The sequence below is a fragment of the Oleiagrimonas soli genome (assembly GCF_000761445.1).
GTDB classification, from domain to species: domain Bacteria; phylum Pseudomonadota; class Gammaproteobacteria; order Xanthomonadales; family Rhodanobacteraceae; genus Oleiagrimonas; species Oleiagrimonas soli.
In genome coordinates this window covers 17,982-29,901 of the sequence record NZ_KN196470.1, presented here as the reverse complement: position 1 = coordinate 29,901, position 11,920 = coordinate 17,982, and the positions used below count along the sequence as shown (strand labels likewise).

The window sequence follows — 11,920 nt, the reverse complement described above, 5'->3', positions numbered from 1 at the left end:
GCGATGTCAAGGTGAATACACCATTGTGACGACGTGCGCGTCGCGTCGCCGTATGCTTTCAGTGCAGACGCTGGACCGGCGGTGGCGTCAGCGAGCGGTCGGCATCGAGATGCACGCGATCGAGCGTCTGTACGGCACCATCGGCGCCGAAGCGCGCGCCGAGGGCGTGCAGGTGGGCCTCCAGGCGACCGCCGAGCACAAGGGCGTTGGCCAGCACGCGCATGCGTGTGGCGTCGGTCTGCGCGACGCTGATCGCGATCACGCCGAGGCCCGGGGCGCGATGGGTGTACAGCACCGGAGCGGGCAAGGCTGGATCGGGGTCGGCGCAGGTTTCGACGGATAGCATGGCGTCGTCGGTGCAGGCATCGTCCAGATGCATCGGCACGGCATGCGCCTGCAGCACGGCCGCGTATTGACGCAGCTCGAACACCCAGCCGGCCAGCGTGTGGGCGGCATCGTCCGTGGTCTCGGCGGCATGCGCACGCAGTTGTGCCAGCGGCGAGGCCACATGCAGGACGCCATCGGCATAGCGCAGCGGCAGGCCGCGTGCGCTGAGCGTGGTTTCGGTGGAGTCCGGGCTGAGCAAAGCCGCTTCCAGCATCGTCCACAGCGGCGCCAGGTTGGCGTGTTCGTACTGCACGCAGGTCAGCGCCAGCAGGTCGTGGCGGCTCAGGTAGCGCGCATGTTCCAGGCGCAGATCGAGCGTACGCATGAGGAAGTCGGCGGTGCGCGTGCCGGCTTCGCCACGGCCGATCAGTTCGACTTCCATGGCTTCGCCGAGCGCCTTGCCGATGGTGGCTGGCGCTTGCAGCGTCCACGGCAGGTACAGCATCGGGCTGCCGGCCAGCGCGGGTTCCGGGGACAGCGGCTGTGCCGGCATGCGCCCGTCGCGCGCGCCGAAGGCGACGATGCCGCCGCGCTCGCGCGGCAAGCGCGCGGCCAGCTCGTCGAGCGTGGCGTAGGCGGGGAAGTGCGGGCGCAGCAGCTGCGCGGCGTCGAACAGCGCGCCGGCCACGGCCAGGCGCGCCTCGGTGACGTCGGGCAGCAGCGCGGCCAGGTCCTCGGCCATGAAGCCGGCCAGTGCGTCGACCTCGTCGCGTTCGAGGGTGACGCGGGAAGGCGCGGCGTCGGGCGCGCATTCGAGCGCCAGCACGCCGGGGCAGCTGATCAGGTCGTCGTGGTCCACGCCGGGCTCGCCTCGCAAAAGGGCAAGTGTACCGCGACCGAACATCACGGCTGCACAGGCTTCCGCCCGCGCGGCGCGCGCGTTACCTTAAAAGGCCCACAGGAGCGGGACAGATCATGCAAAAGCGTGTTGGCGTCATCGGCGGCGTTCGCATTCCCTTCTGCCGCAACAACACCGCGTATGCGGAGGTCGGCAATTTCGGCATGTCGGTCAAAGTGCTCGGCGCGTTGGTCGAACGCTTCGGCTTGCATGGTCAGGAGCTGGGCGAAGTGGCGATGGGCGCGGTGCTCAAGCACGCCTCGGACTGGAACATCGCGCGCGAGGCGGTGCTCAGCTCCGGCCTGGCGCCGACCACGCCCGGCATCACCACGGCGCGCGCCTGCGGCACCTCGCTCGACAACGCCATCCTGATCGGCAACAAGATTGCCGCGGGCCAGATCGAGGCCGGCATCGCCGGCGGCAGCGACACCACCAGCGACGTGCCGGTGGCGCTGAACGATCGTCTGCGCAAGCGTCTGCTGCGCATCAACCGCGCGAAGACGCCGATGGACAAGGTCAAGGCGGCCTTCCGCGGTTTCTCGTTCGGCGAATTCAAGCCGTCGTTCCCGGGCGTGGCCGAGCCGCGCACCGGCAAGTCGATGGGCGATCACTGCGAGCTGATGGCGCGCGAGTGGAACATCAGCCGCGAGGATCAGGACAAGCTGGCGCTGCAGAGCCACCACAAGTTGGCGGCCGCCTATGAGGCCGGTTTCTTCGACGACTTGCTGGTGCCGTTCCGCGGCCTCAAGCGCGACGGTTTCCTGCGCCCGGACTCCACCCTGGAGAAGCTCGCCACGCTGAAGCCGGCCTTCGACCGCAACTCGGGTCACGGCACGCTGACCGCGGGCAATTCCACCGGCCTGTCCGACGGCGCGGCCGCCGTGCTGCTGGCCAGCGACGAATGGGCGACCGCGCACGGCCACAAGGTGCAGGCGTACATGACCCACGCGCGCGTGGCCGCGGTCGACTTCGTGCATGGCGAGGGTCTGCTGATGGCGCCGACCATCGCGGTGCCGCGCATGCTCGCCGAGGCCGGTCTGACGCTGCAGGACTTCGACTTCTACGAAATCCACGAGGCCTTCGCCGCGCAGGTGCTGTGCACGCTGCGCGCCTGGGAATCGGAAAGCTACTGCCGCGACCGCCTCGGCCTGGACCAGCCGCTGGGTTCGATCGATCCGGCCAAGCTCAACGTCCACGGCTCCTCGCTGGCGGTCGGTCACCCGTTTGCCGCCACCGGCGCGCGCATTGTCGCGACGCTGGCCAAGCTGCTGGAGCAGAAGGGTTCGGGCCGCGGCCTGATCTCGATCTGCACAGCCGGCGGCATGGGCGTCACGGCGATTCTCGAACGGCCCTGAGCCGGCGACGACGCGTGCCGCGCCTGCGCACCATCCTGGCCGTGAGCCTGCTCGTGCTGCTGCTGAGCATTGGCGCCACGGCCCTGCTCAGCAGCGTGCAGCGCATCAGCGACGGCGTGACGCTCGATCCCGGCGCGCGTGCCGTGGCCGCGCCGCCACCGGTGCGGGCGCGCCGGCACGCAGCAACGCATGCGCGGCTGGCACGCGGCGAAGCCTCTACCGTCGCCAGCACGCCGGAAGTCGCGCCACAACCGACCTTCGCGCCGTCGCCGCGCTATCCCATCGCGGCCCTGCGCACGCATCGCGAGGGTCTGGTCCGGGTACGGGTGATGCTGGATGCGCAGGGGCGCGTCACCGAGGCGCGCGTGCAGCAGTCCAGCGGCGACGCCGACCTGGACGAAGCGGCCCTGGACGCGGCGCGACGTTGGACCTTCGACATGCCGCCGCACGCGCGCCGCGAGGCGGTCCTGCCGATCCGCTTCCGCATCGACCCGAACGCGCGCTGACGCGTCGGATCGCCGGCGACCGCGTTACAGAATCCCGCTCAGTCCGACGCCGAACGCAGTGATCATGCGCGTGTAGATGGTCTTGAACGGCAGCGCGACGCCGGGGAAGTCGCCGACCGCGTGATAGCACTGGAAAAACTTCGGATCCGACGGCGTCAGCGGCCGGCAGCCGGGGTCGATGTCGTAGCTGGTGGCGTAGCGGAACGGCCAGAAGTCGAACAGCGGCAGGTGCTCGGACACGGTGCCGATAGCCTGGTTGATGTAGGTCAGCACCGGCACCTTGGGCTGGCGTGGCGCGATGGTCCAGGCGTTCTTGGGCTGGGTCTCGCGCAGGATGGATTTCTCTAGCTGCCGGGCAAAGCGCGGGTCGTAGATGATGATGCCGGCCTCGGTGTTGTAGTGATCCGAGCGCGGATCGAAGTTGTGCGAGCCGACCATCGAGAAGGCGCCGTCGACGACGATGGACTTGGCGTGCAGGCCGATGCGCATGCCCTGGGTCTCGATCAGCGGCGCCGGGCTGTTGCGGCGGCGGGTGCGATGCAGGTCCTGGCGCGCGCTCGGTGGCACGGTCGCGGCCGCCGTATTGTCGTCGCTGGCGGGCGGCGTCAGCACCGGCAGGTCGGCCGGATGCGGCTTCAGTTCGTAGATCTCGAAGCCGTAATCTTTCAGGTAGCGCTTGCGGTGCTTGTACGACATCGCGTACACGGCGAAGGCGTCGGTCGAGGCCAGCGAATTGGTCGACACGATGACGCGCGGCTGCGGATGATCGCCGTGCAGCTTGAGGAAGATCTTGCGCGCCTGCTTGCTCATCACCAGGTACGGCGTCTGCAGCACGATCTGGTGCTTGGCGTTGGCCACCATGCGCATGATGTGCTCGGTCAGTTCGAGCGAGCGCTTGCGGTCCGGGTTGTCGGTCTTGCCGGGGAAGTCGGAGAAGAATTCGACCGGCCCGACGCGCAGGGTGTGGTCGAGGATGTGCTGGCCGAGCCAGCTCGGGTCCTCGGCCTGTCGTCGCACCTTGGCGACACGGCCGGGATGCTCGTAGACGGGTTCGGTCCAGTGCACCGGCTGCACGCCGGTGTCGCGCAGGATCGCGTTGACGTCGCGTAACTGGGTCAGCCGCTTGGTGCGCTTGTGCACCCAGAAATGCTGAAAGCTGGTCGCCATTTCGCGCGCGGCGGGGCCGCCGACCATCACGTCGCGGTCGATGTAGTTGAAACTCGGGTCCCAGCCGTAATAGCGGTCTTCGATGTTGCGGCCGCCGGTGATGCCGATGGTGCCGTCGACCACCATCACCTTGTTGTGCATGCGCTGGTTGAACTGGAAGAAGCAGCACATGATGCCGGCGGCGAATTCCAGCGGCGGGGTCTTCGCGTTGGCGAAGGTGGGGTTGTATAGCCGCAGCTGGAAGTTGGGGCTGACCCGCGCCAGCCGCGCCAGCTGCTCGGGATCGGAGAACGAGAACAGCTGGTCGGCGATGATGCGCACCTTGACGCCGCGCTGGGCGGCGCGGACCAGTTCGTCGAGCATCAGCTTGCCGGTGTCGTCGGGCGCCCAGATGTAGGTCTGCAGATCGATGCTGCGGCGCGCGGCGCGGATCAGGTTGATGCGCGCGGCCAGCGCCGCCTCGCCGCTGTTGAGCAGGGTCACGACGTGTTGCGGATGCTTGGCCGTGGAATAGTGCATCGCGTCCTCGGCCGCGGCCATCAACGGAGAGGGCGTGGGGCAGTGGTCGGCACGCTTGCAGCGGGTTGCGCCGGCAGGCTGGCTCTGCTCGACGATGGAAGTGGCTTCGCGCACATGCACCCGCGAAACGACGCATCCCTGCAGCAGCATGATCAGCGCCAGCAAGGACAGCGCACATCGAAGTCGGCTGGTCATGCCGGAGATTCTAGCTGCTGCTCGCCCTGGCCGGCGCGGACGAGGCCGGAGACGGTTCAGGTTCGGCCTGCAGGTGGATCACCAGATCCAGATGCACCCGCGACGAAACCAGCGCGCGATAGGCGCGCATGTCGAAGCGCGTGCGATCCAGCCAGCCGCGCAGGCGCAGGGTGCAGTCGGCGAGGTGCGGGGCCGGGCAATGCGCGCCGTACAGTTGCAGCGTCATCGGCCGGGTCACGCCGTGCAGGGTCAGCGTGCCCTTGAGGTGCTCGTGGCTGCTTTCGAGCAGGGACAGCGGCATGGGATCGGATACAAACAGGATGTCGGGGTAGGTCCCGACATCGAAGAAATGCTTGCCCAGCAGGCGTTCGCGGAAGCGCGAGGGTTTCACCACAACGCTGTCCACGCGAATGCTTGCGTGCACCCGCGCGGTGCGTCGGTCGGGATCGATGCGCACCTGTCCGCGCACATCGTTGAACTGTCCGACGACCGATTGCCACCAGATCAGGCGCACGCTGAAGCCGGCGTAGGACTGCACGGGATCGATGTGCAGCACGTCGGGCACGCTGGCCCGAGCCGCGGTTGCGCATGCCAGCAGCATCGCCAGCGCAAGCGGCCAGCGAAAACGGCGACGGAGCGATTCTGTGCGCATGGCGGACGGCTCGGTGCCGGCCATTGGCGATTCAGGGCGACCAGAAGGCGTGCAGCAATGCGCTGCCGGGCTCCAGCGGAAGCGGAGAACGCAGCCAGGCGATACCCGCCGGCGGCATGCCGCGCACTTCGTTGGAGCGCCCTTCGCAGAGCAGGCCGACCAGCTGTTCGAGTCCCGGGTTGTGGCCGATCAGCATCAGTGCGCCGGAGGTGGCGTGCTGATCGATGAGGCTGATCAGCGTGCCGGGCACGGCGTCGTAGATGGCCGGTTCCAGGGTCGGTTTGACGTCGCTTTCCAGCGTGTCGAGCACGTTGCGCGCGGTCATCACCGCGCGTTGCGCCGGCGAACACACGACGTGCGTCGGGCGCACGTCGTGTTCGCGCAACCAGCGTCCGGCGGCGCGGGCTTCCTCCTCGCCCAGCGTGCTCAGCGGGCGTCCGCCGTCGGTACCGTCGGGCGCCGAAGACATGGCGGCAGCGTGGCGCAGGAGAATGATGTCGTGCATGGTTTGTCCAGGGCGTGCGGCGCGAGCGCCGGATCAGGTGTTGCGTGCGATCCATCGCAGCGGCCGGCGCCAGTCGTCCTGATGTCGGCGCACGTGTTCGGAAGCATAGTCGAAGATGCTCTTGCCGAGGCCGGTCAGCAACACGTAGGCCTGACTGTCGCGCAGCGCGCCGACCACCGGGAAGGACATTTCGCGCAGCCGCTCGACAGCGTCCTGGCTGGCATGCGTCCACGGTTTCAGGCGATTGCCGACTAGGCCGACCGGCGCCTTGCGGCGCTTGACCGGCTCCATGCCGTGCAGCATCTCGAGAAAGCCGCCGGTGGCGTCGAAGTCGATGACCGAGGGCAGCACCGGCACCAGTACGGCGTCGGCGCGTTCGAGCCACGGCGTGAGTTGGTATTCGCTGATGCCGGCCGGGGTGTCCACGATCACCAGGTCGGTGTCGGGCGGCAGCCGGTCGAAGGCCTGGCTGGGCGAGCCGTCCATGCCCAGCACGCCGGGCAGGTGCTCGTGTTCGGCGCGGCGCGCGCACCAGTTGAAGCTGGAATGCTGGCGGTCGGCGTCGATGACCACGACGTTGCGGCCCTTCTGGGCGCGCGCGGCGGCCAGGTTGGTGGCCAGGGTGGTCTTGCCGCATCCGCCTTTGCTGCTTGCCACAAGTATCGTCTGCATCGCCGACTGCTCCCGTAGCCCGAGAAAACGGTCCCGCGCGTTTTCGCCTGCGGGACCTGCGACAAGCCTACACGGCGCGGGCCGCAGCGCAAGTCAGGGTGCGTCGGAGGTTTGCGGAGTCTCGGTCGGCGTGGTGCGCGGCGACCAGCCGGACGGCGCTTCCAGCGGCACGTCCGCGCCGCGCAGGGCGGCCTGCATCAGGCTCATCTGGGTGCCGCCCTGGCGCGCCAGCATCAGCATGCGCTGCGCCAGTTCGGGGTCGGTGCGGGCGCGCGCTTCGAGCTGGCCGAAGTGCTGCACCTGCCAGGTCAGGTCGCGCATGGCGGCATCGGCCTTCTGCCGCGTGGCGTCGTCCGCGGCCAGCGTGGACTGCAGGTGCAGGCCCAGCGAGCGCGCCAGCGGGCTGCTGCCCCAGACCAGCACGTGCGCCAGCTTCAGGCAGGTCGCGCGGCGATCCGGCTGTTCCTTGACCACCTTGGGCAGGCATTGCGCGGCGGCCAGGTGGAAGCCCGGCAGCGGCTGCGCGTCGCCGATGCCGTAGACCAGCGCCATCTGCAGGTCGGCGACCTGGGCGCGCTGGCTGCCCTGTCCGGACAAGGTGGCGGGCGGGGGCGGCAGTTGCATCACGGCGATGGCCAGTGCCTGCAGGCTCTGGCCGGTGTAATCGTCGTACTGACTGGCCTCGGCGGCCTTCTGCAGCGCCGTCTCGGTGTCCTTGGCGTGGCCGTCATGGGCGGCCTGTCCCATGCGCAGCAGCCACACGGCGGCATTGTCGGGCGCCTGCGCGCTCAGTGCGCTCAGCGCGTCGGGATTGGGGCAGTTGTCGGCCTCGGCGTCGCAGTCGCTCAGACGCACCCAGTTTTCCGCCGGACCCGCGCCTTCGGCCTTGGCGGCGCGGGTGATGAGGTGATGGAAATCGAGCGGCCCGCCGTGATCGATGTCGCCGGCGCGCGCCAGCAGCGCGGCGCCGAGCAACGGCTTCGGTTCGGCGCGCAGGGCCAGCACGGACACCAGGTCGTGCTGGAACTGCCGACGCGCCTTGAGCTGCTGCGCGGCCGGGTCGGCGTGCGCGGGCAGCACGGCCAGGCCGAGCAGGGCCGCGAACAGGGGGGCTAGGGTGGTGCGCCATGTCATGAGTGTTCTCCTTGGCGAGAGCATCCGCTCCACCTTACCCGTCGATGATGAAGAGCGGCTGAGTCGCGCGACGCGGGCAAACGTCGCGGTAACGTCATCGTTGCTAGAGTGCCGCTGGATGTTTCATGCCGGTTCGTGCGCGCGCGAGTCGATCCGGCGCGCCCCTTTCCAAAATTGCGGAGAACAGCAATGGATGATGTCGCGACCCTTGCCTCCCACGGCGCCCCGTATTTCGTCGGCTGGGGCACGCTGGCGTTGATCAATGCCGGTCTGGCGCAGGGCAAGAATCGCAGCGGTCTCGGCTGGTTCCTGTGGTCCCTGCTGCTGGGGCCGGTCGCCACCCTGATCCTGGTGCTGCTGCCGAGGCAACGGCAGACCTTGTTCTGATCGCATGCGACGGACGGCGCACGGCGCCGCCCGCGTGCGTCACTCGCCGAACGCCTGGCGCATGAATTCCGGCTGCGCCAGCGCGGCCTTGTGCATGTCGACGTTGTAGTAACGCGTGGCGAAGGTCTTGGTCGCGGCGCCGCGCTCGCGGAAGCCCGACAGGTCGCCGCCCTTGCGCGCCATCGTGCAGCTCCACCAGCCGGTCGGATAGCACGGCTGCGGGAACGGCAGCGTCTTCAGCGCGTTGAAACCGGCGGTGCGCATCGCGCCGCGCATGGCCTTGATCAGGTCCAGATGCGCCAGCGGCGATTCGGACTGCTGCACCAGCAGGCCGCCATGACGCAGCGCTTTGAAGCAGCTGGCGTAGAAGTCGGCGTTGAACAGGCCCTCGGCCGGACCGACCGGGTCGGTGGAATCGACGATCACCAGATCCACGCTGCCCGGTTCCAGCTCGGCCATGTACTTGATGCCGTCGTCGAACAGCAGTTCGGCGCGCGGATCGTCGTTGGAGTCGCACAGTTCCGGGAAGTATTCCTCGGCCAGGCGCGTGACGCGCTCGTCGATGTCGACCTGGGTGACGTGCTCGACTTCCTCGTGCTTGAGCACCTCGCGCAGCGTGCCGCAGTCGCCGCCGCCGATGATGACCACGCGCTTGGCCAGCGCATGCGTGAACAGCGCCGGGTGCGTCATCATCTCGTGGTACAGAAAGTTGTCGCGCGAGGTCAGCATGACGCAGCCGTCGATCACCATCAGGTTGCCCCAATCGGTGGTCTTGTGGATCTCGATGCTCTGGAACGGAGTCTTCTCCGCGTGCAAAAGCCCCTCGGTGCGAAAACCGATGGACGAGCCGGAAGCCTCGTGGGCCTCGGTGAACCAGCTGGGTTGCGACATGACGGTTCCTTGAAGTCATGGGGGACGCGGACGGACCGCACATTGTAGCGGCTTGTCCGCATCCGCACATGCTGCACTACACTACGTCGTTTCAGGCTTTTCGCGGAGTACGGCAACGATGGGCACGGACTGGAACATCGAGCGCGCGCGCCGTACCTGGTCGATCCCGAACTGGAGCGCGGGTTATTTCGACGTCGGCGACGACGGCGCGGTGACGGTGCGCCCGCAGGGCGTCGATGGGCCGTTGCTGTCGCTGCCCGAGGTGGTCGAGAAGGCGCGCGCGCAGGGTCTGCGCATGCCGCTGCTGGTGCGTTTTCCGGACATTCTCGCCGACCGCCTGCATCGTCTGCAGAACGCTTTCGAGCAGGCGATGGAAGCGCACGAATACACCGGCGGCTACACCGCCGTGTACCCGATCAAGGTCAACCAGCAGCGCGGCGTCGCCGGCGAGCTGGCGCGCGTGGGCGACAAGGGCTTCGGTCTGGAGGCCGGCTCCAAGCCGGAGCTGATGGCGGTGCTCGGTCTGGCGCGTGCGGACAGCCTGGTGGTGTGCAACGGCTACAAGGACCGCGAGTACGTCCGCCTGGCGCTGATCGGCATCAAGATGGGCCTGCGCGTGCACATCGTCATCGAGAAGCCGTCCGAGCTCGACTACGTGATCGCCGAATCGAAGGCGCTGGGCGTCGAGCCGCTGCTCGGCGTGCGCGTGCGGCTGGCCTCGATCGGCGCCGGCAAGTGGCAGAACACCGGCGGCGACAAGGGCAAGTTCGGCCTCGGTCCGCGCCAGCTGCTGGCGCTGGTCAAGCGATTGGAGGACGCGGGCCTGAAGCACACCCTGCGTCTGCTGCATTTCCACATGGGTTCGCAGATCTCCAACGTGCGCGACATCGCCACCGGCATGCGCGAGGCGGTGCGCTACTACATCGAACTGCGCAAGCGGCAGGTGCCGATCACCATCATGGACGCCGGCGGCGGTCTGGGTGTGGACTACGAGGGCACGCGCTCGCGCAGCTTCAATTCGATCAACTACTCGATGGAGCAGTACGCGGCGAGCCTGGTGCAGCCGCTGGCCGAGGCCTGCATCGCCGAGGGCATCAACAAGCCGCGGCTGGTCACCGAGGCCGGCCGCGCGATGACCGCGCATCACGCCGTGCTGGTGGTCAACGTCAGCGAGGTCGAGCGCGTGCCGGAAGGTCGAGTCGACCCGCCGCACGAGAACGAGCCGGCGGTATTGCGCCATCTGCGCGACGTGCATGCGGCCCTCGACGAGCGCCCGCCGCTGGAGCTGTTCCATGAGGCCCAGCACCATCTCGCCGAAGGCCAGACGCTGTACGCGCTGGGTCAGCTGGACCTGGCCGACCGCGCGCGTCTGGATGATTTGTACTACGCCATCGTCGGCGCCGTGCGCCCGCGCCTGATGCCCGGCGAACGCGCGCACCGGCAGGCGCTGGACGAGCTGGACGAGAAGCTGGTCGACAAGTACTTCGGCAACTTCTCGGTGTTCGAGTCGGTGCCCGACGTGTGGGCCATCGACCAGGTGTTCCCGATTGCGCCGATCGCGCGCCTGGACGAGGCGCCGACGCGACGTGGCGTGCTGGTCGACATGACCTGCGATTCCGACGGCCGCATCGACGCCTACGTCGACGCCGAGGGCGTGGACGTGAGCCTGCCGCTGCACGAGGTGCGCGAAGGCGAGTCCTATCGTCTGGGCATCTTCATGGTCGGCGCGTACCAGGAGACCCTGGGCGACATCCACAACCTGTTCGGCGACACCGATGCGGTCAACGTGCGCTGCGACGGCTACGGTTTCCGCTTCGACCACGTGCGCCGCGGCGACACCGCCGACCTGATGCTCGACTACGTCGGCTACGCGCTGGACGATCTGCGCGCGGCGTATGCGGAAAAGCTGCAGGCCGCCGGCATCGAGGGCGCGGAGGCCGAGTCCCTGCGCGCGACGCTGGAAGCGGGGCTGACCGGGTACACCTACCTCGAAGAGGTCTGAGACGAGGCCGGCTTGCCGGCCGCGATGCGCGCGGGCAACTCGCGCATGTCCTCGAACACCGCGTGCGCGCCCGCCGCCAGTAATCGATGCGACGGCATGCTCGCGGCGTAGCCGAACACCGTCATGCCTGCCGCCACGGCCGCGGCGACACCCGTCGGCGTGTCCTCGATCACCAGGCAATCGGCCGGATCGGTGTCGCTGCGTTCGGCGGCGAGCAGGTACACGTCCGGCGCCGGTTTCGGGCGCGGCACGTCCTCGGCGCTGAAGGTCCGGCCACGGAAACGCGGCCAGAGGCCGGTGGCGCCCAATGTGGCGCGCATCTTCGCCTGTTCGCCGTTGGAGGCCACGCAGCAGGGCAGTGTGATCCGATCCAGGGCTTCGACGATGCCCGGGACCGGCTGGACTTCGCGTTCCAGTGCGGCGCGGGTGCGTCGATCGTAGGCGGCGACGAAACCGGGCGGTGCGGGATGGCCCAGCAAGTCCGTGATGCGTTCCAGGCATTGCGTCATCGTCAGGCCGACGAAGTACTCGAACATGTCGGCCAGCGACAGGCTCAGGCCCAGTTCGCCGAGCATCTCGGCGAACACGCGGTTGGTGATCCGCTCGCTGTCTACGAGTACGCCGTCGCAGTCGAGAATGAGCAACTGGAACGGTTCGCCGGCCGCGTGTCCGTCACCGGGGTGCGGTCGATGGTCGGGCACGGGCATATG

General features: G+C 68.4%; 12 protein-coding genes. 4 read left to right on the top strand and 8 right to left on the bottom strand.

Annotated features, from left to right (window positions below; translation table 11 throughout):
• Window positions 1-58: 58 nt before the first annotated feature.
• Window positions 59-1,186, bottom strand: a complete 1,128-nt coding sequence (locus LF63_RS00180; protein WP_043098809.1) for a hypothetical protein — start codon at window positions 1,184-1,186, stop codon at window positions 59-61.
• Window positions 1,187-1,302: 116 nt separating this feature from the next.
• Here LF63_RS00180 and LF63_RS00175 point away from each other — a divergent pair, with 116 nt between their 5' ends.
• Both LF63_RS00175 and LF63_RS15990 read left to right on the top strand, forming a co-directional pair.
• The gene (locus LF63_RS00175) at window positions 1,303-2,580 is read left to right on the top strand and encodes an acetyl-CoA C-acetyltransferase (protein WP_043098807.1); all 1,278 of its coding nucleotides are present in this window, start codon (window positions 1,303-1,305) and stop codon (window positions 2,578-2,580) included.
• Between the two features lie 14 nt (window positions 2,581-2,594).
• Entirely contained in the window at window positions 2,595-3,086 is a 492-nt protein-coding gene (locus LF63_RS15990; RefSeq protein ID WP_052394438.1) for an energy transducer TonB, read from the top strand.
• Between the two features lie 24 nt (window positions 3,087-3,110).
• On the opposite strand, the gene LF63_RS00165 is transcribed toward LF63_RS15990, so the two are convergent.
• The 5 genes from LF63_RS00165 to LF63_RS00145 form a co-directional block, all read right to left on the bottom strand.
• A complete protein-coding gene (locus LF63_RS00165; RefSeq protein WP_043098805.1) occupies window positions 3,111-4,967 on the bottom strand; it encodes a phospholipase D-like domain-containing protein in 1,857 nt (618 codons plus the stop codon).
• Window positions 4,968-4,977: 10 nt separating this feature from the next.
• Complete coding sequence (locus LF63_RS00160) at window positions 4,978-5,619, bottom strand: YceI family protein (protein ID WP_161782304.1); 642 nt, start codon at window positions 5,617-5,619, stop codon at window positions 4,978-4,980.
• 31 nt (window positions 5,620-5,650) lie between these two features.
• Window positions 5,651-6,124, bottom strand: coding sequence for a SixA phosphatase family protein (locus LF63_RS00155; protein ID WP_043098803.1), 474 nt, complete (start codon window positions 6,122-6,124; stop codon window positions 5,651-5,653).
• Window positions 6,125-6,157: 33 nt separating this feature from the next.
• Entirely contained in the window at window positions 6,158-6,796 is a 639-nt protein-coding gene (locus LF63_RS00150) for a ParA family protein (protein WP_043098802.1), read from the bottom strand.
• Window positions 6,797-6,889: 93 nt separating this feature from the next.
• Window positions 6,890-7,930: a hypothetical protein gene (locus tag LF63_RS00145; RefSeq protein ID WP_052394434.1), complete on the bottom strand. Its 1,041-nt coding sequence runs from the start codon at window positions 7,928-7,930 to the stop codon at window positions 6,890-6,892.
• A 189-nt stretch (window positions 7,931-8,119) separates the two neighbouring features.
• Between LF63_RS00145 and LF63_RS00140 the strand changes: the two genes are divergently transcribed.
• Window positions 8,120-8,317, top strand: a complete 198-nt coding sequence (locus tag LF63_RS00140; RefSeq protein ID WP_043098801.1) for a hypothetical protein — start codon at window positions 8,120-8,122, stop codon at window positions 8,315-8,317.
• Window positions 8,318-8,356: 39 nt separating this feature from the next.
• Here LF63_RS00140 and speE read toward each other — a convergent pair whose 3' ends face one another.
• The gene (speE, locus tag LF63_RS00135; RefSeq protein ID WP_043098800.1) at window positions 8,357-9,208 is read right to left on the bottom strand and encodes a polyamine aminopropyltransferase; all 852 of its coding nucleotides are present in this window, start codon (window positions 9,206-9,208) and stop codon (window positions 8,357-8,359) included.
• Window positions 9,209-9,326: 118 nt separating this feature from the next.
• On the opposite strand from speE, the gene speA reads away from it, so the two are divergent.
• On the top strand, window positions 9,327-11,210 hold the full coding sequence (gene speA / locus LF63_RS00130; RefSeq protein WP_043098799.1) for a biosynthetic arginine decarboxylase: 1,884 nt from the start codon (window positions 9,327-9,329) through the stop codon (window positions 11,208-11,210).
• Here the strand turns inward: speA and LF63_RS00125 are convergent.
• Complete coding sequence (locus tag LF63_RS00125; protein ID WP_221265685.1) at window positions 11,192-11,911, bottom strand: HAD family hydrolase; 720 nt, start codon at window positions 11,909-11,911, stop codon at window positions 11,192-11,194. The genes speA and LF63_RS00125 overlap by 19 nt on opposite strands.
• Between the last annotated feature and the right edge of the window lie 9 nt (window positions 11,912-11,920).